This window comes from Streptomyces sp. NBC_01352 (genome assembly GCF_036237295.1).
Classification (GTDB): Bacteria; Actinomycetota; Actinomycetes; order Streptomycetales; family Streptomycetaceae; genus Streptomyces; species Streptomyces plumbiresistens.
This window is the reverse complement of record NZ_CP108354.1, coordinates 6,053,681-6,075,970: the sequence shown is the minus strand read 5'-3', so window position 1 is coordinate 6,075,970 and position 22,290 is coordinate 6,053,681. Positions and strand designations below refer to the sequence as shown.

At 69.6% G+C, this 22,290-nt stretch carries 20 protein-coding genes; 8 read left to right on the top strand and 12 right to left on the bottom strand.

The window, feature by feature from the left end:
• Positions 1-86: 86 nt before the first annotated feature.
• Positions 87-1,724: a serine/threonine-protein kinase gene (locus OG252_RS28380; RefSeq protein ID WP_329339632.1), complete on the bottom strand. Its 1,638-nt coding sequence runs from the start codon at positions 1,722-1,724 to the stop codon at positions 87-89.
• 211 nt (positions 1,725-1,935) lie between these two features.
• On the opposite strand from OG252_RS28380, the gene serC reads away from it, so the two are divergent.
• Positions 1,936-3,054, top strand: a complete 1,119-nt coding sequence (gene serC / locus OG252_RS28375) for a phosphoserine transaminase (protein WP_329339630.1) — start codon at positions 1,936-1,938, stop codon at positions 3,052-3,054.
• Between the two features lie 83 nt (positions 3,055-3,137).
• On the opposite strand, the gene OG252_RS28370 is transcribed toward serC, so the two are convergent.
• The 3 genes from OG252_RS28370 to OG252_RS28360 all read right to left on the bottom strand — a co-directional run bounded on the left by OG252_RS28370 (position 3,138) and on the right by OG252_RS28360 (position 6,884).
• Complete coding sequence (locus OG252_RS28370; RefSeq protein WP_329339628.1) at positions 3,138-4,649, bottom strand: cellulase family glycosylhydrolase; 1,512 nt, start codon at positions 4,647-4,649, stop codon at positions 3,138-3,140.
• Between the two features lie 442 nt (positions 4,650-5,091).
• Entirely contained in the window at positions 5,092-5,913 is an 822-nt protein-coding gene (locus OG252_RS28365) for an ABC transporter permease (RefSeq protein ID WP_266437731.1), read from the bottom strand.
• The gene (locus tag OG252_RS28360; protein WP_329339625.1) at positions 5,910-6,884 is read right to left on the bottom strand and encodes an ATP-binding cassette domain-containing protein; all 975 of its coding nucleotides are present in this window, start codon (positions 6,882-6,884) and stop codon (positions 5,910-5,912) included. The genes OG252_RS28365 and OG252_RS28360 overlap by 4 nt, the downstream gene beginning before the upstream one ends.
• Positions 6,885-6,972: 88 nt before the next feature.
• Here OG252_RS28360 and OG252_RS28355 point away from each other — a divergent pair, with 88 nt between their 5' ends.
• On the top strand, positions 6,973-7,833 hold the full coding sequence (locus OG252_RS28355) for a TetR/AcrR family transcriptional regulator (RefSeq protein WP_266437725.1): 861 nt from the start codon (positions 6,973-6,975) through the stop codon (positions 7,831-7,833).
• Here OG252_RS28355 and OG252_RS28350 read toward each other — a convergent pair.
• The gene (locus OG252_RS28350; protein ID WP_266437723.1) at positions 7,813-8,793 is read right to left on the bottom strand and encodes a WD40 repeat domain-containing protein; all 981 of its coding nucleotides are present in this window, start codon (positions 8,791-8,793) and stop codon (positions 7,813-7,815) included. The genes OG252_RS28355 and OG252_RS28350 overlap by 21 nt on opposite strands.
• An 89-nt stretch (positions 8,794-8,882) precedes the next feature.
• Here OG252_RS28350 and OG252_RS28345 point away from each other — a divergent pair, with 89 nt between their 5' ends.
• Positions 8,883-9,557, top strand: coding sequence for an SGNH/GDSL hydrolase family protein (locus OG252_RS28345; RefSeq protein WP_329339621.1), 675 nt, complete (start codon positions 8,883-8,885; stop codon positions 9,555-9,557).
• Positions 9,558-9,604: 47 nt separating this feature from the next.
• Here the strand turns inward: OG252_RS28345 and OG252_RS28340 are convergent, their stop codons facing one another.
• Positions 9,605-10,528: a nuclear transport factor 2 family protein gene (locus OG252_RS28340; protein ID WP_266437717.1), complete on the bottom strand. Its 924-nt coding sequence runs from the start codon at positions 10,526-10,528 to the stop codon at positions 9,605-9,607.
• 114 nt (positions 10,529-10,642) lie between these two features.
• Here OG252_RS28340 and OG252_RS28335 point away from each other — a divergent pair, with 114 nt between their 5' ends.
• Complete coding sequence (locus OG252_RS28335; protein ID WP_329339619.1) at positions 10,643-11,638, top strand: aldo/keto reductase; 996 nt, start codon at positions 10,643-10,645, stop codon at positions 11,636-11,638.
• Between the two features lie 160 nt (positions 11,639-11,798).
• Here OG252_RS28335 and thpR read toward each other — a convergent pair whose 3' ends face one another.
• Positions 11,799-12,371 carry an RNA 2',3'-cyclic phosphodiesterase gene (thpR, locus tag OG252_RS28330; RefSeq protein WP_266437712.1) on the bottom strand — a complete coding sequence of 191 codons (573 nt, stop codon included), beginning with the start codon at positions 12,369-12,371 and terminating at the stop codon, positions 11,799-11,801.
• A gap of 23 nt (positions 12,372-12,394) precedes the next feature.
• On the opposite strand from thpR, the gene OG252_RS28325 reads away from it, so the two are divergent.
• Positions 12,395-12,919 carry a GNAT family N-acetyltransferase gene (locus tag OG252_RS28325; protein WP_266437709.1) on the top strand — a complete coding sequence of 175 codons (525 nt, stop codon included), beginning with the start codon at positions 12,395-12,397 and terminating at the stop codon, positions 12,917-12,919.
• A 59-nt stretch (positions 12,920-12,978) separates the two neighbouring features.
• On the opposite strand, the gene OG252_RS28320 is transcribed toward OG252_RS28325, so the two are convergent.
• Together OG252_RS28320 and OG252_RS28315 are read right to left on the bottom strand one after the other, a co-directional pair.
• The gene (locus tag OG252_RS28320; protein ID WP_266437707.1) at positions 12,979-14,328 is read right to left on the bottom strand and encodes an MFS transporter; all 1,350 of its coding nucleotides are present in this window, start codon (positions 14,326-14,328) and stop codon (positions 12,979-12,981) included.
• Between the two features lie 25 nt (positions 14,329-14,353).
• Positions 14,354-14,791 (bottom strand): MarR family winged helix-turn-helix transcriptional regulator, encoded by a 438-nt coding sequence (locus OG252_RS28315; RefSeq protein WP_266437704.1) that lies wholly within the window; start codon positions 14,789-14,791, stop codon positions 14,354-14,356.
• Positions 14,792-14,937: 146 nt separating this feature from the next.
• Between OG252_RS28315 and OG252_RS28310 the strand changes: the two genes are divergently transcribed.
• A complete protein-coding gene (locus tag OG252_RS28310) occupies positions 14,938-15,126 on the top strand; it encodes a ribbon-helix-helix protein, CopG family (RefSeq protein ID WP_266448357.1) in 189 nt (62 codons plus the stop codon).
• A 28-nt stretch (positions 15,127-15,154) separates the two neighbouring features.
• On the opposite strand, the gene OG252_RS28305 is transcribed toward OG252_RS28310, so the two are convergent.
• A complete protein-coding gene (locus OG252_RS28305) occupies positions 15,155-16,606 on the bottom strand; it encodes an NCS2 family permease (protein WP_329339613.1) in 1,452 nt (483 codons plus the stop codon).
• Between the two features lie 132 nt (positions 16,607-16,738).
• Here OG252_RS28305 and OG252_RS28300 point away from each other — a divergent pair, with 132 nt between their 5' ends.
• The gene (locus OG252_RS28300) at positions 16,739-17,005 is read left to right on the top strand and encodes a DUF2530 domain-containing protein (protein ID WP_266437699.1); all 267 of its coding nucleotides are present in this window, start codon (positions 16,739-16,741) and stop codon (positions 17,003-17,005) included.
• 780 nt (positions 17,006-17,785) lie between these two features.
• Positions 17,786-20,185: an HAD-IC family P-type ATPase gene (locus tag OG252_RS28295; RefSeq protein ID WP_329339610.1), complete on the top strand. Its 2,400-nt coding sequence runs from the start codon at positions 17,786-17,788 to the stop codon at positions 20,183-20,185.
• A gap of 7 nt (positions 20,186-20,192) precedes the next feature.
• Here the strand turns inward: OG252_RS28295 and OG252_RS28290 are convergent, their stop codons facing one another.
• Entirely contained in the window at positions 20,193-21,065 is an 873-nt protein-coding gene (locus OG252_RS28290; protein WP_329339608.1) for a calcium-binding protein, read from the bottom strand.
• A 266-nt stretch (positions 21,066-21,331) separates the two neighbouring features.
• On the bottom strand, positions 21,332-22,213 hold the full coding sequence (locus tag OG252_RS28285; protein ID WP_329339606.1) for a hypothetical protein: 882 nt from the start codon (positions 22,211-22,213) through the stop codon (positions 21,332-21,334).
• Between the last annotated feature and the right edge of the window lie 77 nt (positions 22,214-22,290).

The following is a 22,290-nucleotide window of genomic DNA, read 5'->3' as shown; positions in this document are numbered from 1 at the left end:
CCCGGGCCGGCCGCGGACGGGGTCCGGCCCGAGCCGACCCGAGCCGGCCGCTACGGAACCCTCAGGAGCAACCGACAGCTCGTCGATCAGTCGTTGGCCGCCCTGCACAGCAGCGCGGTCAGGAGCAGCCCTCCCGCACCCGCGCCGAACCCGCTCAACAGGGCCGTCCACCAAGCGAACTGGAGGTGCACCGCGAAGACGACGCAGCCGAGCCCGGCGAGCAGCAGGGTGCTCAGCACGGCCTGGGGACCGAGGCCCTTGCTGGCACTTTCGGTTTCGCCCACCCCACCGGCGAACACCCCCAGGACGAACACGGCCATGCTGATCCCGAAGCCGATGGCGATGTCGTAGTACCAGCGGAAGTCGGCCCTGGCTTCCAGGAGCCAGATGCCCCCGATCAGGGCGGGCAGCCACAACAGCGCCACCACACCGCCCCCCACCTCATCCGGGTCCACCACTTCGTACTGCACGGCCACCCCGATGACGAGGACCACGACCGAGACCAACAGGCCCCAGACGGCCGAGGCGCCGGCGCCGATCCCGCCGGCCCCGAGCAGCAGCCCGAAGGTGCCGAGCCCGGCGACCAGGGCACCGCCCGTGATCTCGTACCGCACCGCGAGCCGGGCGCGCACCTCCGCCAACGAAGCGGGTGGTTCCGCGGCGGCCGGGGGCGTCTTTGAGCGCGGCGCCCGGACGGGCGACGGAGGTGCCTCGGCATCGGCCTCCGGATCCGCCAACCAGTCGGGCAGGTCGGCCCGGAACACGTGTTCCGCCCAGGACGGCGTCCCGGTCCCGGCCTCCCGGACGACCGGCACCACCTGCACGGGCGGCGTCTCCGGATCCGCCGCACGGGACTGTTCGCGCTTCCGCTCCCGCCGGGCGGCCACGTCCTCGAGCCGCTGGTACACCTCCGCCGCCGAGGCCGGGCGGGACCCGGGGTCCTTCTTCAGCAGATCCATGACCAGGTCGTCCAGCTCCCATGGAGCCTCGAGATCGTCGCGCCGCACCCCGGGTCTCATCGGCACCGTGTTCTGGTGCTGCCACAGCACGTCCCCGTCCGTGAACGGTGGCCCGCCGGTCAACATCGCGTACAGCAGACAGCCCAGCGAGTAAAGGTCCGAGGCGGTGCCCACGCGGTCGCCCCGGCTCTGCTCGGGAGACATGTACCCCCGGGTCCCGACGACCCAGCCGACCGGCGTGATCTGCGTACGTCCCTCACCGTCCTCCTGGAAGCAGGCGATGCCGAAGTCGAGGAGCACCGCCTTGCCGGCGTCGGTGATCTGGACGTTGGCGGGCTTGAGATCGCGGTGCACCAGCCCGCGCGCGTGGGCCGCCTCCAGCGCCCTGCAGACGTGCCGACCCCAACGGATCACGTCCGCCACGGGCAGCGCCCTGTCGCCCCCGGCGCCTTCCCCAGCCATGCGCTCCCGCAGCGACACGCCGCTGAGCCGTTCCATCACGAGGTACATGACACGCTGGCCGTCCGGCTCGTCCCAGCCGGAGTCATAGACCCGCACCACGTTCTCGTGCTCCAGGCGAGCGGTGATCTTCACCTCGCGCAGAAACCTGCTCAGCATGTCCTGGCTGGCCATGTGCCGGGACTGCAGGAGCTTGATCGCCACGGGCCGCTCCAACTGCCGGTCCTCTGCGCCCCAGACGTCGCCCATCCCACCGCCGCCGAGCCGCTCGGTCAACGCGTACCGCCCGCCACCCAGTTCGACCACGGCTCCCCCTCTGTCCCGCTATCGCAGAGTGTCGCCCGGAGGCCGGGATTCCACGAGAGGGCCAGGACCCGCAGCCCGCAGCCCCATGTCCGGCCCCGAGCCCAAACCCAAGCCCAAGCACTCGCCTCGACCGTCTTGCGCCCCCGCCCCGCCCATCTCATCGAACGGACACGTTTCCGTCCGGTTTCACCGAAGAGATACGCTCCGGATCGTGGCTGAGATCCAGATTCCCGCTGACATCAAGCCCGCCGACGGTCGATTCGGCGCGGGCCCCTCCAAGGTGCGGACGGAGGCGCTGGACGCACTCGCCTCCACCGGTACGTCCCTCATGGGCACCTCTCACCGTCAGGCCCCGGTCAAGAACCTGGTCGGCAAGGTCCGCGAGGGCATCTCCGAGCTGTTCCGGCTCCCCGAGGGCTACGAGGTGGTCCTCGGCAACGGCGGCTCCACCGCCTTCTGGGACGTCGCGACCCACGGCCTGATCGACACCAAGTCGCAGCACCTCAGCTTCGGCGAGTTCTCCTCCAAGTTCGCCAAGGCGTCCAAGCTCGCCCCGTGGCTCGCCGAGCCGACCGTCATCTCCTCCGACCCGGGCACCCACCCGGAGCCGCAGGCCGAGGCGGGCGTCGACGTGTACGCCTTCACCCACAACGAGACCTCCACCGGTGTCGCCGCGCCGATCAAGCGCGTGGCCGGTGCCGACGAGGGCGCGCTGGTCCTCGTGGACGCGACGAGCGGCGCCGGCGGCCTCCCGGTCGACATCGCCGAGACCGACGTCTACTACTTCGCCCCGCAGAAGTCCTTCGCCTCCGACGGCGGCCTGTGGATCGGCGTCTTCTCCCCGGCCGCGATCGAGCGCGCCGAGCGGATCCACGCCTCCGGCCGCCACGTCCCGGAGTTCTTCTCGCTCCCGACGGCGATCGACAACTCCCGCAAGAACCAGACGTACAACACCCCGGCGCTGGCGACCCTCTTCCTCCTCAACGACCAGCTTGAGTGGATCAACGGCCAGGGCGGCCTCGCCTGGTCCACGGGCCGTACGAAGGACTCCTCGACCCGCCTCTACGGCTGGGCGGACGAGTCCAAGTACGCGACCCCGTTCGTCGCCGACCCGGCCAAGCGCTCCCAGGTCATCGGCACCATCGACTTCGCCGACGAGATCGACGCCGCCGCCGTCGCCAAGGCGCTGCGCGCCAACGGCATCGTCGACACCGAGCCCTACCGCAAGCTCGGCCGCAACCAGCTCCGCGTCGCCATGTTCCCGGCGATCGCCCCGGCGGACGTCGAGGCGCTCACCAGGTGCGTCGACTACGTGATCGAGAAGCTCTGACCTTCTCTGTCCTTCTCCGACCTTCTGTCGTACGACGATGAGGGCGCCCGGCGAACACCGGGCGCCCTTCTTCGTGTAGAGGCTCAGGTCGCCGTACAGCTCACGCTCGGCACACCCCCGCCCCCGGGCGCACCCCCGAACCCGAAGCTCGCCGAACCGCCCGCCGTGACCGCCCCGTTGTGAGCGGCGTTCACGGCGGTCACGGTCGCCCCGCTCTGGGTGTGCGAGGCGTTCCACATGCTGGTGACCTGCTGCGCGCCGGGCCAGGTCCAGGTCACCTTCCAGGACTTGAGGGCGGTCGTACCCGAGTTGGTCACCTTGACCTCGGCGTTGAAGCCGCCGCCCCAGTCGCTGCTGACGGTGTAGGCGGCGGTGCAGGCGGCCGTGCCTCCGCCGGGATCACCGGGGCCAGTGGGGTCGCCCGCCGGGAACCCCGGCGCCTTGATGCTCGCCAGGTACCCGTCCTTCACCGTGTCCACGGTCGACCAGTCGTCCTTGAGGATGCCGCCCGTGTCACCGGAGTTGGGGTTCCAGGACCAGAAGGTCCAGTGGAAGCTGTCGGCGCCGTGGGCCGACGTCGAGCGCAGATACGTCACCAGCGCGGCCAGCCACTTCTGGTCCACCGTCGACTGCAACGTCGTACCGAACTCGCCGAGCCACACCGGCGCGATGTTCTGCTTGAAGATGTAGCCCCAGTACTTGTCCCAGATGCCCGGCATGTTGTCGGGGAAGGACGGATCGCTGAACCACGGCTGCTGGGCCACGCTGGTCGCGTAGTCGTGGGCCGAGTACACGAGCCGGTTCGGTACGTCGAGCTGGACCGGGTACTGCGCGACTCCCATCAGGTTGCCTCCCCACCAGCCGTTGACACCGTCGTACGACTGGACGCCCTCGACCATGATCAGCAGATCGGGGTTGACGGACAGGACGGCGTTCCCGGCACGCTGGGCTGCCAGGCGCCAGTCCCTCGTCGTGTCGCCGCAGCCCCAGCAGGCGGGGTCGTGCGGCTCGTTGTGCAGGTCGATGCCCACCACCGTGGGATTGCCGAGATAACGGGTCGCCAGCGCCCGCAGGTTGCCGATCCACGTCGACTCCGGGACCGCCGCCGTGTACCAGAGTGCGGACTGGCCGGCCGCGTCCGGGCGGTGCCGGTCGAGGACGATCTTCAGGCCGGTCTCACCGGCGTACGCCACGATCCGGTCCAGGACCTGCACCGAGGTGAGCCCTTGCAGATCCGCGTTCTTGCCGTCGGCGTAGTTGACGCTGTCGGGCATGGTGCCGGGCTTGAGGATGTCGTCGCTGAACGGGATGCGCAGGGTGTTGTAGCCCAGCGACCTCATCTGGTCGATCATGCTCTTGTAGTCGCGGGCCCAGAGGCCGTGGGGGACGTGGTTGGCGGTCTCGAAGCCGAACCAGTTGATCCCGGCGATACGGACCGGCTGCCCGGCGGCGTCCAGGATCTGGCGGCCACTGGTGTGCCAGTAGCCCGCCCCCGGTTGGGCCGCCTCGGCCGCCTCGGCGGTCTGGGCGCCGGCCAGGGGTAACAGGAGCGCCGCGGCAACAGCGCACAGCGCTCTTCGCAAGCTGCGGAACATGTCGCAACTTCCTCTCGGGAGGCGCGGGCCCGGAACCAGTGGGAGCGCTCCCACGTCCCCGCACCTCCCATGGAAGACAGGTCACACCGACACGTCAAGGCATCCGACGTCACCGGCTCAGCTCCTGGAACCTCCGTACCGCGAGCGGCAGGCTGCATCCTCTGGGGGAACAACCCCCAGACCCCCGGCCGACTCAACGGCTGAGCCTCTTGAACCGACGCACCGCCAGCGGCAGGCTGCATCCTCTGAGGGACAACCCCCAGACCCCCGGCCGACTCAACGGCTGAGCCTCTTGAACCGACGCACCGCCAGCGGCAGGCTGCATCCTCTGAGGGACAACCCCCAGACCCCCGGCCGACTCAACGGCTGAGCCTCTTGAACCGACGCACCGCCAGCGGCAGGCTGCATCCTCTGAGGGACAACCCCCAGACCCCCGGCCGACTCAGCGGCTGAGCCTCTTGAACCGACGCACCGCCAGCGGCAGAAACGTGGCCGTGAGCACCACGGGCCACACCCCGGCCATCAGCAGCGCGTGCTGCTCGACCCAGGAGTCCCCGGCCCCGACCGGCGTTCCGAACAGCTCGCGGGTGGCCGCGGCCGTGGAGGAGATCGGGTTCCAGGCGGCCACATGGCCCAGCCAGTCGGGCATCAGCTGGGGGGCGACGAAGATGCTGGAGATCATCGTGAGCGGGAAGGCGACCGCGAACAGCCCGCCCGCCGCCTCCGGGTTGGGGACCAGGAGACCCAGCCACACCCCGATCCAGATCAGCGCGAACCTCAGCCACAGCAGCAGCCCGAACGCGGCGAGGAAGCCCCAGCCGCCGTCCGGCCGCCAGCCCATGGCGAACGCGGTGAGCATCATGATCCCCAACTCCGCGCAGGCGACGAGGAGATCGGTGACGCCACGCCCGGCCACCACCGCCGACGAGGCCATCGGCATGGAGCGGAAGCGGTCGATGACGCCCTTGGTGGAGTCGTAGACGACGACGGTGGCGGTGTTGATGAAGCCGAACGCCATCGTCATCACGAACATCCCGGGCATCAGGAAGTCCTTGTAGTCCCCGCCGCCGGGCACCTGCATGGCGCTGCCGAAGACATAGCCGTAGAGGAGGACGGAGAGGATGGGGAAGCCCAGCTGCCAGGCGATGTTGACGGGTTGGCGCTGGTAGTGGGTCAGGCCGCGGCGGACGATGTTCCAGCAGTCGGCGAGGGCCCAGTACACACGGCCGCGAGTGTCCTGGCCGGTCAGGTCGACGGCGCTCATGCGGCGGCCTCCTTCGCTTCCGATACGTCCGTACGGTGTCCGGTCAGGCGCAGGAACACGTCGTCGAGGCTCGGCCTGCGCAGCCCGATGTCCTCGACCCGCACACCCTCGTCCTGGAGCGTCCGCGCGACCTCCGTCAGTGCGGACACCCGGTCGGTCACGGGGGCGTGCACCCGCAACCCGTCCTCGTCCGCCTCGGGTTCGCCGTCGCAGACCCGCGCGACGACCTTGACCACCCTCGGGATCTCGGACCGCTCGGCGACCACGACCTCGACACGGTCGCCGCCGATCCGGTTCTTCAGCCCGTCCGGCGTGTCGTCGGCGATGGCCCGCCCGTGGTCGATGACGGTGACGCGGGAGGCCAGCTTGTCGGCCTCCTCCAGGTACTGCGTGGTCAGCAGCACGGTGGTACCGCTCGCCACCAACGCCCGCACGGAGTCCCAGACTTCGCCGCGGCTACGGGGGTCCAGTCCCGTCGTCGGCTCGTCGAGGAACAGGACGGCCGGGGCGAGGATCATCGAGGCGGCGAGGTCGAGGCGGCGCCGCATGCCGCCGCTGTAGGCGCCGACGCCCTTGTCGCCGGCGTCGGTGAGGTCGAACTGCTCCAGCAGCTCCACGGCCCGCGCCTTGGCCCGCCTGCCGCCGAGGTGGAACAGGCGGCCGAACATCTCCAGGTTCTGGCGTCCGGTGAGCACCTCGTCCACGGCCGCGTACTGCCCGGTGAGGCCGATGCGGGCGCGCACCTCGCGCGGCTGCCGGACCACGTCGAGGCCGGCCACCGTCGCGTGTCCGCCGTCCAGCCGGACGAGCGTGGACAGGATGCGTACGGCCGTGGTCTTGCCGGCGCCGTTCGGTCCGAGCAGGCCGTGCACGGTGCCCTCGCGGACGGCCAGATCGAAGCCGTCGAGGGCGCGCTTCTCGCCGTAGCGCTTCTCCAGGGCCTCGGCCCGCACCGCGTATGTGTCGCTCATGGGTCCCCCTTCTCGGCAACTGAGTACACCGTACCCGATTACGAGTACACCGTACCCAGTTTTTTTCCGAGGACTTAAGCTGAGCTCCATGACGAGCGGCAAGGGCGGTACGGAGACCAGCGGCAGCGGCGACATCGTCCGCACCATGGAACTGCTGTGGGACACCGGCCGGCGCCCCAGTCGGGGCCCCAAACCGGCCCTGACCCTGGACCGGATCGTGGAAGCCGCCGTCCAGGTCGCGGACGCCGACGGCCTGGACGCGGTGTCCATGCGCCGGATCGCCACCGAGCTCGGCACCGGCGCCATGTCCCTGTACCGGTACGTCCCCGGCAAGGGCGAACTGCTCGACCTGATGCTGGACCGCGTCCAGCGCCCCTCCGAGAACCCCGCCGACCTCGGCGACGGCAGCTGGCGCTCCGCCCTGGAGGCGATGGGCCGCGCCACCCTCGCCCTCTACCGCCGCCACCCCTGGCTGCTCCAGGTCAACCAGTCACGCCCGATCCTCGGCCCGAGCGCCCTGGACGGCATGGAGAAGATCCTGGCCCGGATCAAGCCGATGGGGCTGACCGACCCCGAGCTGGTCTCGGCGGTCATCATGATCGACGGGTATGTCGTCGGCGCCGCGCGCACCCAGCTCTACCAGCGGGAGGCGGAACGCCGGACGGGCCTGACGGACACGGAGTTCTGGCAGGCCCAGGCGCCGACGCTGGAGAAGATCATGACGTCCGGCCGCTATCCCCTGCTCGCCACCCTCGACGAGGACACCTGGGGTCCCGACTTCGACCACTTCGAGTTCGGGCTGCAGCGGATCCTGGACGGGCTGGAGGTGTTCGTCAACGAGCGGCGAGCGAACGAACAGGAAGGGAACGGGCCGGAAGGGAACGAGCAGACAGGGAACGGGCAGGCCGCGAACCGGCGGGCAGCGGAATCACGACCGGCGCCGGAATAGCCGCCGGAAGCCGATCACGGCCGCGAAGGCGACGGCCACGGCGATCGCGCCGACCTTCACATTGCTGCTGCCCACATCGCTTCCGCTGTCGTCGCCGGCCGCGGAACCTCCCCCGGCGGAGGGCGACTTGGACCCGGTGCTCCCGGGTGCGTCCTCCGGCTCCACGGGACTGTCGGTCCCCTCGGCGCCGAACATGAGCGTCTTTCCGTCGTCGGTGTAGGTGACGGACTCGCCCTGCCCCAGGAACGGGACGCCGACCCGCTCCAGCCGCTTGATCTTCCCGCCGTTCCAGTCGTAGGCGATCGCCCCGAAGTAGCTGCGTACGACGAGCTGTTCACCGTCGGGCGACAGGGCGGCGTCCGTGGCCTCCAGGTCGGCGACGGGGGCGACGGGCTTGAAGACGTTGGTCCCGGAGGCGGAGAGCTCGGCCGGGCCCTCGTACAGGTGCCCGCCCTTCTCGTTCTTGTCGACGATGTAGGCCCGCCCGGTCTTCGGGTGCACGACCAGGGACTCGGCGTCCCGCGCACCGTCCGAGTACTTCACGACGTACTGCGTGGCCCGGATCGTCCGGTCCCGCAACTCCTTGGGCTCGGGCAGCCGGTAGATCCACACATAGGGCCAGGTGCCGCCGAGGTTGTCGCCGATGTCGCCGACGTAGATCTCGTTGCCGGGGCCGATGGAGATGGCCTCGACGTCACGCGGGGTGCCCACACCGGTCAGGGTGAGGGTCGCGACGGTCTTCCCCGTCGCGCTGTCGACGGCGTAGAGGTAGGCCCCGTCGTCGCTGTCGTTGTGCGTCCAGTAGATGCCGGGGTGTTGGCGGGAGGCCGCGAGTCCGCTGGACTCGGTGATACGGGGGTCCGTGATGGTGAACCCCTTGTCGCCGTCGGCGGCGGAGGCGGGCACGGCAAAGGCACCCACGAGGAGGACCCCGGCGAGGAGGGCGAACGGTCGGCGCATGCCCCAAGCCTGCCATCCCGCGCCGCGGTCCACGGGCGGGTGGCGGTCCTCACACTCCGGCCGGCCCGTTGATCGTTCATCATGAGCGGATGCTCAGGTTCATGCCCGTCGGCGATTCCCAGACCATCGGCAGTGCCGGCGAACACACCTGGCGCTACCGGCTGTGGCAGCATCTGCGCGCGACGTACGGCGGCCCGTTCGCCCTCGTCGGCCCGCGCGAGACGCTGTACGACAAGGCGACCGACGCCCCGACGTCCCACGCGTACGCCGACCCCGACTTCCCGCGCGCGCACCTCGCGGGCTGGGGCGAGGGCTGGCTGCACATGGCCCCGCTGATCGGCGGGGCGGTACGGGAACACCGGGCGGACGTCCTCCTGGTCGCGCTCGGCCTGATCGACCTGGGCTTCTACACCGACCCGGCACAGACGGCCGAGAACGCCCGCCGCTTCGTCATCGAGGCCCGCACGGCCAACCCGCGCGTCCGCATGGTCGTCCTCCCGGTCGTGCCGAACGCGCTCGCCGAGTCGGACCCCGGCTTCGCCGAGCGGGTCGCCCTCTTCAACGACCTGCTGGCGAAGACGGTGGCCGACCTGGACGAGCCCCGCTCGCCCCTGTTGCTGGCGTCGCCGCCCAGGTCGTACGACATCCACACGGACACCTACGACGGCACGCATCCCAACGCGAGCGGCGAGCACAGGATCGCGGCGGCCTTCGCGGACGCGATGCACCAGGCGTGGGGCATCGCGGAGCCGTACGACGGCTGAAGCACGGCAAAGGGGCGGCAGAGGGGGCAGCAGAGGGGCGGCCCGCTCTAGAACATCGTGTTGTCGTTCGCCGACGTGGCCGGCACGTCCTGGAGTACGTCCCAGTGCTCGACGATCTTCCCGTTCCGCACCCGGAAGAGGTCCACGACCGCCTGGCCGCGTTCGCCCGGCGCGTTCACGTAGTGGCTGTGGACCGCGACCAGGTCGCCCTCGGCGATGATCCGCTTCGGCGAGACGGACAGCTGCGGGAACGCCTCGAAGTACCCGCCGAGCCCGGCCTTCGCGCCCGCCACGCCGTCCGCGATGTTCGGGTTGTGCTGGTGGTACTCGGGGCCCCAGTACGTGTCGAGCGCCGACACGTCCTTCTGCACGATGAGCTGGTCGAAGGCCTTGGTCACCAGCTTCTTGTTGTACGCGGTCAGCCACCGCGGCCCCGGCGCCGCCGTCTGCGGCCGACTCACCGTCGAGAACATGTCGTTGCCGTTGGCCGTGGTCTCCGGCACGTTCTGCGCGGTGTCCCAGTGCTCGGCGATCTTCCCGTCCTGGAAGCGGAAGATGTCGAAGACGGCCGAGCCCCGACTCCCCGGCGTCAGCACGACGTTGGAGTGCACGAGGACGAGGTCGCCCTCGGAGATGACCCGCTTGACGTCGTACGCGGCGTCCGGGAACTGCTGGTGCAGCCCCACTCCCAGGTTCTTCAACGTCTCGGCGCCGTCGGGCGCGAGCGGGTTGTGCTGGATGTAGTCCGGCCGTACGAACCGGTCGACGACCCCGGTGTCGCCCTGCTCGAACACGCCCTTGAGGACACGTACGGCAACGGCCTTCTGGTAGTCGAGCCGTGCCCCCTCGCCGTAGCGCACCGAGTGGTGGGCGGACGGGGCGGCGACGGCGGGTACGACGGCGGTTCCCAGCAGGGCACCGGCGGCGAGTGCGGCGACGAGGATGCGGCGCGCGGGCGTGGTGGGGGTCACGATGCTCCAGACCTTGAAAGTTCAAGTTGATACTTCCCGAAGGAAAGCACTAACTTCCAGTTAGCGTCAAGGCTGCTTGCATAGAGCGCACTCCAGGCCGTTGGCTTGGCAGTCATGAAGTACACGCAGCTCGGACGCACGGGACTCAAGGTCAGCCGACTGGTGCTCGGCACCATGAACTTCGGTCCGCAGACCGATGAGGCGGACAGTCACGCGATCATGGACGCGGCACTGGACGCGGGCATCAACTTCTTCGACACGGCGAACGTGTACGGCTGGGGTGACAACAAGGGCCGTACCGAGGAGATCATCGGGAACTGGTTCGCCAAGGGCGACGGCCGGCGCGAGAAGGTCGTCCTGGCCACCAAGATGTACGGGAACATGGCGGGCGACGGCGTCGCCGCCTGGCCCAACCACGACAAGCTCTCCGCCCTCAACATCCGGCGGTCGGTGGACGCCAGCCTCAAGCGGCTGCAGACCGACTACATCGACGTCTACCAGTTCCACCACATCGACCGCGCCACTCCCTTCGAGGAGATCTGGCAGGCCATCGACGTGCTCGTGCAGCAGGGGAAGATCCTTTACGTCGGCTCCTCCAACTTCCCCGGATACAAGATCGCCCAGGCCAACGAGATCGCCGCCCGGCGCTCCGGCACCATCGGCCTCGTCAGCGAGCAGTGCCTGTACAACCTCGCCGAACGCCGCGCGGAGATGGAGGTCATCCCGGCCGCGCAGGACTACGGCGTCGGCGTCATCCCCTGGTCGCCGCTCCAGGGCGGCCTGCTCGGCGGCGTGATCAAGAAGGAGGTCAAGGGCGGCCGGCGTGCCTCCGGGCGGGCCGCGGACACGCTCGCGAACCCGGCCGCACGCGCGCAGATCCAGTCGTACGAGGATCTGCTCGACAAGCACGGGATCGAGCCCGGCGAGGCCGCACTGGCCTGGCTGCTCACCCGGCCCGGCGTGACCGGCCCGATCGTCGGCCCGCGCACCGCGGAGCAGCTCGAGTCCGCCCTGCGCGCGGTCGAGCTGGAACTCGGCGAGGACCTGCTGACCGGGCTGGACGAGATCTTCCCGGGATCGGGTCCGTCGCCGGAGGCCTTCGCCTGGTAGGTCGCCGAAGGCTTCGCCCGGTAGGGGGCAGCGGAGCCCGGCAAGGGGCGGCGGTCGGTTCTACCTTCCGACCGCCGCCGCCACCGCCACGACGAAGAACATCAGCACGAGCGCACCGGCCATGATCCGGTTCCGGGTTTTCGGGTCCACGCCTTCGAGCCTAACCGGCCGCGCCGAGCGGCCAGCGGGCGACCGTCTCGTAACGCGGCTGCTCGCCCGGCACTCCCGACTTCGGCAGGTTGCTGCGGACCAGCGTCAGCTCGTCCACCGTCCAGGTGCGGCCGGCGAAGGACTTCAGGGCCTCCAGGCAGGGCCGTACGTCGATGTCGTCCCGGCTGCGGGCCACCGTCAGGTGGGCCTTGTACCGGCGGTGCTCCCCCATCGCCACACCCGCCTTGCGCGCCGCCGCCTCGGCCCGGTCGGCCAGCAGCCGCAGCGCGGGCAGGTCGCCCTCCGCGCCCGCCCACAGCGCACGCCCCTTGCCGAACTGGCCCCCGCCGCGCAGAGCCAGCGGGAAGGGGGCGGTGCGGTGGGCGGCCCGCTCCAGCCTCGCCGACAGGTCGGGGATCACGTCCTCCTCCACCTCGCCGTAGAAGGCGAGCGTGAAGTGCCAGCCGGGACGGCCGGTCCAGCGCAGGGCGTCCGCACCGGGCAGGGCTCGCAACTCGGCGATCCGGGCGGCGAGTTCGGCGACCGCGTCCTCGGGCGGCAGCACGGCGGCGAAGAGTCTCATGGACGTCAGACTAGGGTGCCTCCATGGAGATCATCAGGATCAGGGAGGGCGGGCCCGAGGACATCCCCGCGATACTCCACATGCTCGACAGCAGTGTGGAGTGGCTGGTCTCGCAGGGGCGCACCGGACAGTGGGGGACGAAGCCGCTGTCGGAGAGCCCGAAGACCGTGGAGTCGGTTGCCCGGTACATGGACGAGGGTGACGTGTTCATCGCCGAGGTCGGTGGCGTGCCGGCCGCCACGCTCACCCTCACCGACTCGGCCGGCGCCTATCTGTCCCACCTCCCACAGCCCGGCGAGCCCGAGCGGTACATCCACTGGCTCGCCTCCGACCGCCGCTTCAAGGGGCACGGCGTGGGCAGCGCGCTCCTCGCGCACGCCGTCGAGGAGACCCGGCGGGCGGGCGTCTCACTGCTGCGGGTGGACTGCTACGCCGGAGACGACGGCAAGCTCGTGCGCTATTACGAGAGCAACGGCTTCACCCGTACCGAGGCCTTCACGGTCGGGGAGAACAACTGGCCGGGACAGCTGCTGGTCCGGAGGGTGTAGCCCCTCCGGACCGGACGAACGGTGGCTGTGGAGTAGTGGCTGTGGAGCGGTGGCTCCCTTCACGCCGCCGCGGCCAGCTGCTCCCGCTCGCGCGGGACGAACCGGACGTGCGGATGGCCGCGGTTCCAGCCGATCGACAGGCGCAGATTGCCGACGCGGGCCAGGACCAGGCCGATCGTCAGGGCCGCGGCGGCCGAGACCACGCCGCCCGCGGCGAGGCCCGCCCGGACGCCGTACGCGTCGGTGATCCAGCCGGCGATCGGCGCGCCGATCGGGGCGCCGCCCATGAACACCATCATGTAGAGGGCCATCACCCGGCCCCGCATGGCCGGATCGGTGCTCATCTGGACGCTGCTGTTGGCGGTGACGTTGACCGTCATGCCGCACATGCCGATCGGAGCCATGAGCAGGGCGAACAGCCACAGGGAGGGCGCTATCGAGGCCACGATCTCCATCACGCCGAAGGCCACCGCTCCCGCGACCAGCACGCGCATCCGGGCCGTGCCGCGCCGGGCGGCGAGCAGGGCGCCCGCGAGGGAGCCGACCGCCATCAGTATGTTGAAGAGGCTGTAGGAACCCGCGCCCGCGTGGAAGACGTCGTCGGCGAAGGCCGAGAGGTAGACGGGGAAGTTGAAGCCGAAGGTGCTGACGAACCCGACCAGGACGATGGTCCAGATCAGGTCCGGGCGCCCGGCGACGTACTGCAGGCCCTCCCGCAACTGGCCCTTGGCGCGCGGGGCGCGTTCGACGACGTGCAGCTCACGTCCCCGCATCAGCAGCAGGCCCGCGAGGGGCGCGATGAAGGACAGGCCGTTGGCGAGGAACGCCCAGCCGGTGCCGACGCCGGTGATCATCAGGCCGGCGACGGCGGGCCCGACGAGGCGGGCCGACTGGAAGTTCGCGGAGTTGAGGCTGACCGCGTTCTGCAGCTGGTCCGGGCCGACCATCTCGGAGACGAAGGACTGGCGGGCCGGGTTGTCGACGACGGTCGCGAGACCGACGGCGAAGGCGGCGAGGTAGACGTGCCAGACCTGGACATGGCCGGAGAGGGTGAGGACGGCGAGCGCGATGCCGGTGAGGGCCATCGAGGACTGCGTGAAGAGCAGCGTGGGCCGCCTGGGCAGGCGGTCGACGAGGACGCCGCCGTAGAGGCCGAAGAGCAGCATCGGCAGGAACTGCAGGGCCGTCGTGACACCGACGGCGGTCGCGGAGCCGGTGAGGCTGAGGACCAGCCAGTCCTGGGCGATGCGCTGCGTCCAGGTGCCGATGTTGGACACGACCTGGCCGGCGAAGAACAGGCGGTAGTTCCTGACCTTCAGCGAGCTGAACATGGACGAGCGCTTGGGGGTGGGCGGGGAGTCGTGGGTGGTCGGTGCGGGGGCGGAGTCTGCTCCGGGTCCCGAACTCAAAAGGTCGCCTCCTTGTGAACGCTGCTTACAGGTGTGCCAGCTTCTCCAGTACGGGGGCGGCGGCGCGGATCTTCGCCCACTCGTCCTCGCTCAGGCCGTCGACCAGGGTGGCCAGGAAGGCGTTGCGCTTGCGGCGGCTCTCCTCGAGCATCGCCTCGGCCTGCTCGGTCTTCGTGACGACCTTCTGGCGCCGGTCCTCGGGGTGCGGCTCCAGACGGACCAGGCCCTTGGCCTCCAGCAGCGCCACGATGCGGGTCATCGACGGCGGCTGGACGTGCTCCTTGCGGGCGAGTTCGCCCGGGGTGGCCTTGCCGCACAGGGACAGAGTGCCGAGCACCGACATCTCGGTCGGGCTCAGCGACTCGTCGACCCGTTGGTGCTTGAGCCGACGGGACAGCCGCATGACGGCGGAGCGCAGGGAGTTCACGGCGGCAGCGTCGTCGCCATGGGTAAGGTCCGGCATGTCTTTAGGGTAACTCATTACTCTCGCTAAACAAGCTGGCGCGCGCACAGATTCCCGTGAGACCCACCACTGAAACCCGATCCCCACCCGTACGAGTGAACCGGCAGCGGAAAGTGAACTCCGCGCCGTCCGGCCCGGCGACCCTCGTGTTCATGGGGACCAGCGTGCTCAGCCTGCGGATAGACGGGGAGCTGCTCGAGCGGCTCCGGGACCATGCGGCCAAGAGGGGAATGAGCGTCCAGGACTATGTGGTCAGGACGCTCGTTCGCGACGACTTCGACGAGCGGTTCCAGTCCGCCGTCGAGGAGACGGAAAAGTTCTACGGGGTGCCGTGAACCGGATGGGTCACACGGCCCCCGGTGATCACGTCAGACCCAGCGCCGGCATCAGGTAGTAGAAGCTGAACACCGCCGCCACGACGTACATCGCGGCCGGGATCTCCTTGGCGCGGCCCGCTGCCAGACGCAGCACCACGAAGGTGATGAAGCCCATGCCGATGCCGTTGGTGATCGAGTAGGTGAACGGCATCATCACCATGGTGATGAAGGCCGGGATGGCGATGGTGTGGTCGGCCCAGTCGATCTCCTTGACCGAGCCGGCCAGGATCAGGAATCCGACCGCGAGCAGGGCCGGGGTGGCCGCCTGGGAGGGCACCATCGTGGCGATGGGCGTGAGGAAGAGCGCCACGGTGAAGAGACCGCCGGTGACGACGTTCGCGAAGCCGGTCCGTGCCCCCTCGCCGACGCCGGCCGTGGATTCCACGAAGGCGGTGGTGGCGGAGGAGGAACTGGCGCCGCCGGCGGCGACGGCGAGACCGTCGACGAACAGGACCTTGTTGATGCCGGGCATCTGACCCTGGGCGTCGGTCAGCTTGGCCTCGTCGCTGACGCCCATGATCGTGCCCATCGCGTCGAAGAAGCACGACAGCAGCACGGTGAAGACGAAGAGGACGCCGGTCAGTACGCCGACCTTCGCGAAGCCGCCGAAGAGGCTGACCTCGCCGATCAGGCCGAAGTCGGGGGTGGCGACGGGGTTGCCGGGCCACGTGGGTGTGGTCAGACCCCAGGAGGGAACGTCCGCGACCGCGTTGATGATCACCGCGAGGACGGTCATCGTGACGATCGAGATGAGGATCGCGCCGGAGACCTTGCGGACGATGAGGGCCAGGGTCAGCAGCGTGCCGAGGACGAAGACGAGTACCGGCCAGCCGTTGAGGTGACCGTCGCCGCCGAGCTGGAGGGGGACGGTGGTCTGGGCGACGTCCGGGATGCGGGAGACGAAGCCGGAGTCGACGAGGCCGATCAGCATGATGAACAGGCCGATGCCGATGGAGATGGCCTTGCGGAGGCCGTAGGGCACGGCGTTCATCACGCGCTCGCGCAGGCCGGTGGCCACGAGGAGCATCACGATGAAGCCGGCGAGGACGACCATGCCCATCGCGTCCGGCCAGGACATCCGGGGTGCGAGCTGGAGGGCGACGACCGAGTTCACGCCGAGGCCGGCGGCGAGGGCGATCGGGACGTTGCCGATGACGCCCATGAGGAGGGTGGTGAACGCGGCCGTCAGCGCCGTCGCCGTGACCAGCTGTCCGTTGTCGAGCTGGTGCCCGTACATGTCCTTCGCGCTGCCGAGGATGATCGGGTTCAGCACGATGATGTAGGCCATCGCGAAGAAGGTGGCGAAACCGCCCCGGATCTCCCGGGACAGCGTGCTGCCCCGCTCGGAGATCCGGAAGTGGCGGTCGAGGGCGCCGTGGGCGGGCGTACCGCCCGGTGGCTGGGGCGCGGGGGCCTTGGCGGGGGCCGAGGTGGGCATGCGTGAACCTTGGTGTTTCGTACGAAGAGAAGTGGCCGAAACTGGCCGGAAAAAATCAGTTTCAGTATGAACATATGACCCGATCGACGCCATCTCCGCGCGTAGACCTGATCGCCTCGTAAGCTGTCCCCCATGGAGAAGTGGACCCCGAAGCACGAGGCGCCGGAGCCCCTGGAGGGCCCCATCGTCCCCACCATCATCGGCGGCACGATCCTCTGGTTCGCCCTCTTCCTGGTACAGCTCCCCTTCTACGGCTGGTTCGACGACCACGGCCACACCTGGTGGGTCTGGACATGCCTGGCCGGGGCGGGCCTGGGCCTGATCGGCATCTGGTACGTCCGCAAGCGGGACGCGGCGATCAAGAGGGCGACGGGGATCGAGGCACCGCCCGCAGAGTAAAAACCCGGCGAGGCCGCGACCCCCTACTGGGGGCTCCACCCCCAGACCCCCGGCCCATGCCCACCCACCACCCGACTCGGTTGGCCGAGAGGCGAAGGTCGAGGGCTACTTCACGCCAGCCGAGACGGCAGGTCGAGGGCCACTTCTCGTCCGACTGAGACGGCAGGCAGAGGCCCCCCGCCGCCAGACCGAGACGGGTGGTCGAGGATCGCTTCCCGCCAACCGAGCCAGGTCGTCAAAGACCACCTCCCACCCAACCGAGCCAGACGGTCAAGGACCACCACCCGCCCCACCGAGTCGGGTGGTCGAGGATCGCTTCCCGCCAACCGAGCCAGATCGTCAAAGACCACCTCCCACCCAACCGAGCCAGACGGTCAAGGACCACCACCCGCCCCACCGAGCCAGGTCGTCAAGGACCCCCACCCGCCCAACCGAGCCAGGCGGTCGAGGATCGCTTCCCGCCCCACCGAGTCGGGTGATCAAGGGCCACTTCTCGTCCGACCGAGTCGGGTGGTGGGTGGGCAAAGGGTCCGGGGGGCCAGGGGGCGGAGCCCCCTGGGGCGGGGGTGAAGGGGCGGCGCCCCTGGGGGATGGGACGGGTAGGGGCGGCGGGGGCGGGACACATCTGGCAGCAGCCGGCGAGGGCGTCCCGCGCCGTGCGTTGAGGGGCCGGCACCCCTAGTACCACGGCATCACTCAACCCCGTCCCCCTCCTCCCCAGGTCGGATCTTTCACTCACTCCGCGGGTGAAGCCGTAAATCCGCACGTACCGTCGAATGCATGACGCACATCGACGCGGGCGCCGCCGAACTCGATCCTGCGCGGGCGACGACGGTCCCGGACATCGCGGTGACCGGTCTCACCGCCGCCGAAGTCGCGGAGCGGGTCGCGCGGGGCCAGGTCAACGACGTGCCGGTGCGCAGCAGCCGGTCCACCGTCGAGATCGTCCGTGCGAACGTCTTCACCCGGTTCAACGCGATCATCGGCGTGCTCTGGGTGATCATGCTGTTCGTCGCGCCGATCCAGGACAGCCTGTTCGGGTTCGTGATCCTCGCCAACACGGGCATCGGCATCATCCAGGAGTGGCGGGCGAAGAAGACCCTGGACTCGCTGGCCGTGATCGGGGAGGCCCGGCCGACCGTACGCCGGGACGGGACCGCCTCCGAGGTGGCCACCAGCGACATCGTGCTGGACGACCTGATAGAGATCGGCCCCGGCGACAAGGCCGTGGTCGACGGGGTGTGCGTCGAGGCCGACGGGCTGGAGATCGACGAGTCGCTGCTCACGGGGGAAGCCGACCCGGTCGTGAAACGGCCGGGGGACCAGGTCATGTCCGGGAGCTTCGTGGTGGCCGGCGGCGGCGCCTTCAAGGCGACCAAGGTCGGCCGCGAGGCCTACGCCGTCCAGCTCGCCGAGGAGGCCTCCCGGTTCACCCTCGTCCACTCCGAGCTGCGTTCCGGCATCTCCACGATCCTCAAGTACGTGACGTGGATGATGGTCCCGACCGCGATCGGCCTGATCATCAGCCAGTTGGTCGTCAAGGACAACGACCTCAAGGACTCCATCGCGCGGACCGTCGGCGGCATCGTCCCGATGGTCCCGGAGGGCCTCGTCCTGCTCACCTCCGTCGCCTTCGCCATCGGCGTCATCCGGCTCGGCCGGAAACAGTGCCTGGTGCAGGAACTCCCCGCCATCGAGGGCCTCGCCCGCGTCGACACGGTCTGCCTCGACAAGACGGGCACCCTCACCGAGGGCGGCATGGACGTCACCGAGGTGCGCGCACTCAACGGCAGCGACGCGTCGTACGTGGAGAAGGTCCTCGGCGCCCTCGGCGAGTCCGACCCGCGCCCCAACGCCTCCCTCCAGGCGATCATCGACGCCTACCCGGACGGCGAGGACTGGCGCTGCACCGAGTCCCTGCCGTTCTCCTCCGCCCGCAAGTACAGCGGCGCCTCCTTCAGCGAGGGGAACGGGGAGTCCAGTACATGGCTGCTCGGCGCCCCGGACGTGCTCCTCGCCGACGACGACCCCGCCCTCGCCGAGACCGAGCGGCTCAACGAGCAGGGGCTGCGGGTGCTGCTCCTGGCCCGGGCAGCCCGTGACCTGGACGATCCCGAACCCGCGCGAGGAGCCAAGCCCGCCGCCCTCGTCGTACTGGAGCAGCGGCTGCGGCCCGACGCGGCCGACACCCTGCGCTACTTCGCCGAACAGGACGTCCGCGCCAAGGTCATCTCCGGGGACAACGCGGTGTCGGTGGGCGCGGTGGCGAGCAAGCTCGGGCTGACCGGAACCACGATCGACGCCCGTCGGCTCCCCACCGACCGGGACGGGATGGCCACGGCCCTCGACGACGGCACGGTGTTCGGGCGGGTCACCCCGCAGCAGAAGCGGGACATGGTGGGCGCCCTGCAGTCGCACGGGCACACGGTCGCGATGACCGGCGACGGCGTGAACGACGTCCTGGCCCTGAAGGACGCCGACATCGGTGTGGCGATGGGCTCGGGGTCGGAGGCCACCCGGGCGGTCGCGCAGATCGTGCTGCTCAACAACAGCTTCGCGACGCTGCCCTCGGTGGTCGCGGAGGGCCGGCGGGTCATCGGCAACATCACAAGGGTCGCGACGCTCTTCCTCGTGAAGACGGTCTACTCCGTCCTGCTGGCGATCATGGTGGTGTGCTGGCAGGTCGAGTACCCCTTCCTGCCCCGCCACCTGACCCTGCTGTCCACCCTCACCATCGGCGTGCCGGCCTTCTTCCTCGCCCTCGCGCCCAACAAGGAACGGGCGAGGCCGAACTTCGTACGGCGGGTGATGCGGTACTCGATCCCGGGCGGGGTGGTGGCCGCGACGTCGACCTTCGCGACGTATCTGATCGCCCGGCACCACTACACGGGCAGTGGCGCGCTGGACGCGGAGACCAGTGCCGCGACGCTGACGCTGTTCCTGGTCGCGATGTGGGTGCTGGCGATCATCGCCCGCCCCTACACCTGGTGGCGCCTCGCGCTGGTGGCGACGATGGGTGCCGGGTTCGTACTGGTGCTGGTGGTGCCGTGGCTGCAGGAGTTCTTCGCGCTGAAGCTGGTCGGGATGACGATGCCGTGGATCGCGGTCGGCATCGCGGCGGTGGCGGCGGTCGCCCTCGAGCTCACGTGGAGATGGGTCGACCGCCGCTTTCCCGCGTAGCGGCTATCTAGCGGACGTCGACGTAGTCACCCGTGGCGCTGACCGCGGCGGTGCTGGAGATGCCCGCGTAGCTGAAGCGGTGGTAGCCGTCGGTGGACGCCGTGACCGTGGTCTTCAGGGCGCCGCCCGTGGTGGACTTGATGCCCTTCACGCTCGTGTAGGTGGTGGTGCCCGCCTTGCGGAACTGCAGCCCCACCGACTGGCCGCTGAGGCCGACGTACTTGCCGGTCTGCCAGTCGGCGCGGCTCAGGTTGCCGGTGACCGTGATGGCCTTGCCCTTGACGACCGGCTCCGGCGCGGCGTTGACCGTCAGCTTCGACTGCCGCTGGACCTTGTGGGCCTTGTAGAAGTCGTTCTCGTAGACCTCGCCATCGTTGGACCAGACGTACGCGGAGACGTGCCAGGTGCCGGCCAGCGCGTTCGCGTACAGGTCCCCGACCGCGTCGCCGTTCAGACCGGGTGCGGCCGTGATGGTGAGCTTGCAGTTCGACGTCGTGGCGCTGGTCGCCGTGCAGTCGGCGACTTCCTCGTTCGGCGGGAGGTAGCCGTCGACGTCGCTCTCGGCGTTCGTGCCGTGCCAGAGGTCGATGTAGGCGTCCTGGATGCCACTGGGGTGGCTGGCGGTCAGGGACACGGTGAAGGTGCGGACGGTCGTGGTGCCGAAGACCAGTGCCTTGCCGGAGTTGACCGTCACGTTGGACACGACGGGCAGGGCCTGGGCGTTGAACCCGGACTTGGCCGAGGAGATACCGAAGCGCTCGGCGGCGCTCGGCCGGTCGAGGTTCACGGTGCCCTGAGCATCGGCCTGAGCGGCCGGAACGGCGAGGGCGGAGAGGGCCAGGGCGCCGGAAACGGCGGCCACGGTGGCTCGTATGCGCATGCATTCCCCACATGGAGTGAGGATCCCGGCGCCGGTCGTTCCGCACGGCTCGTCATCGGCTCGGGATCCAAAGTGATGGTGGAGTCTGTTGACTCATGTGAGGAGATCCACGACCGATGTGAAGGGTTGTACGTACGAGGCGGATTTTTTGGCCCAACTCACCGCAAATGAACGGGAGTTGACGAGCGGCCAACCGAGAGGTGACCGGCCCCGGGCGGACCCGGGACCGGCGGTGATCACTGCTCGATCACTGCTTTGCTGTCCAGTTACCTCACGTCGACGTAGTCACCGGTGGCGCTGACCGCCGGAGTCGTCGTGGTGCCCGCGAAGCTGAAGCGCCAGTAGCCGTCGTAGGCGGCGGTGGCGGTGGCCTTCAGGTTGCCGTACGAGTCCGAGTACACCGTCTTGACCGTGGTGTACGTGCTCGTGCCCGCCTTGCGGAACTGGAGCTTGACGGGCTGGTTGGTGTAGCCGTGGTAGTGGCCGTCCTCCCAGTTGGCGCGGGACAGCTTGCCCGTGGAGGTGATGGTCTTCCCCTTGTAGACGGGCTCGGGACCGGCGTTCACCGTCAGCTTGGAGTAGCGCTGGACCTTGGTGGTGCCGAGGCCGCCCTGGTCGGCGTAGCCCGAGTTGCTGTAGGTGAGGGCCAGCGCGCCGGCCGACCAGGTGCCGGCGTCGGTGTTCACCAGGTCGCCGTCGGCCGGGTAGATGTCGATGTCGCCCTTGCAGCTGGCGGTGGTCGACGAGGTCGCGGTGCAGGTCGCCGGTTCGTCGCCGAACAGGATGTTGCTCGGGTTGTCGTACGAACCCTTGTAGATGTACGGGCCGGTGGCGAAGTCGTCGGAGGTGATGTCGACGTCCGCGCCGTGGGTCATCGTGTAGGTGACCGTGGTGGCGACCTTGTTGGTCGTCCCGACCTTGACCGCGGCCGCGATCTTGAGATTCGAGAAGGTGGCGTCCAGCGGCGTCGGGTCGGCGGTGGTGCTGAACGCGGTGTTGCCGGAGCCGGCGGCGTGCGCCGCGGTGAAGGCCTTCGTGGCGTCCGTACGGTAGGACGACGAGGCGTCGGCGGCCTGCGCGGCCGGCACGACGAGAGCGGAGAGAGCCAGGGCGCCGGTGACGGCGGCCACGGTGGCACGAATGCGCATGTGCGTTCCCCAGGGGGAGAAGTGATCTAGGAGTCTGTTGACTCACGTGATCAGATTCGCGACCGGTGGGGTGGGTT

Bases quoted from the DNA above. Each gene is read 5' to 3' on its own strand.
- OG252_RS28370 (WP_329339628.1), bottom strand. From the start codon at position 4,649: ATGTTCCGCAGCTTGCGAAGAGCGCTGTGCGCTGTTGCCGCGGCGCTC.
- OG252_RS28365 (WP_266437731.1), bottom strand. From the start codon at position 5,913: ATGAGCGCCGTCGACCTGACCGGCCAGGACACTCGCGGCCGTGTGTAC.
- OG252_RS28360 (WP_329339625.1), bottom strand. From the start codon at position 6,884: ATGAGCGACACATACGCGGTGCGGGCCGAGGCCCTGGAGAAGCGCTAC.
- OG252_RS28355 (WP_266437725.1), top strand. From the start codon at position 6,973: ATGACGAGCGGCAAGGGCGGTACGGAGACCAGCGGCAGCGGCGACATC.
- OG252_RS28350 (WP_266437723.1), bottom strand. From the start codon at position 8,793: ATGCGCCGACCGTTCGCCCTCCTCGCCGGGGTCCTCCTCGTGGGTGCC.
- OG252_RS28345 (WP_329339621.1), top strand. From the start codon at position 8,883: ATGCTCAGGTTCATGCCCGTCGGCGATTCCCAGACCATCGGCAGTGCC.
- OG252_RS28335 (WP_329339619.1), top strand. From the start codon at position 10,643: ATGAAGTACACGCAGCTCGGACGCACGGGACTCAAGGTCAGCCGACTG.
- thpR (WP_266437712.1), bottom strand. From the start codon at position 12,371: ATGAGACTCTTCGCCGCCGTGCTGCCGCCCGAGGACGCGGTCGCCGAA.
- OG252_RS28325 (WP_266437709.1), top strand. From the start codon at position 12,395: ATGGAGATCATCAGGATCAGGGAGGGCGGGCCCGAGGACATCCCCGCG.
- OG252_RS28315 (WP_266437704.1), bottom strand. From the start codon at position 14,791: ATGCCGGACCTTACCCATGGCGACGACGCTGCCGCCGTGAACTCCCTG.
- OG252_RS28305 (WP_329339613.1), bottom strand. From the start codon at position 16,606: ATGCCCACCTCGGCCCCCGCCAAGGCCCCCGCGCCCCAGCCACCGGGC.
- OG252_RS28300 (WP_266437699.1), top strand. From the start codon at position 16,739: ATGGAGAAGTGGACCCCGAAGCACGAGGCGCCGGAGCCCCTGGAGGGC.
- OG252_RS28295 (WP_329339610.1), top strand. From the start codon at position 17,786: ATGACGCACATCGACGCGGGCGCCGCCGAACTCGATCCTGCGCGGGCG.
- OG252_RS28290 (WP_329339608.1), bottom strand. From the start codon at position 21,065: ATGCGCATACGAGCCACCGTGGCCGCCGTTTCCGGCGCCCTGGCCCTC.
- OG252_RS28285 (WP_329339606.1), bottom strand. From the start codon at position 22,213: ATGCGCATTCGTGCCACCGTGGCCGCCGTCACCGGCGCCCTGGCTCTC.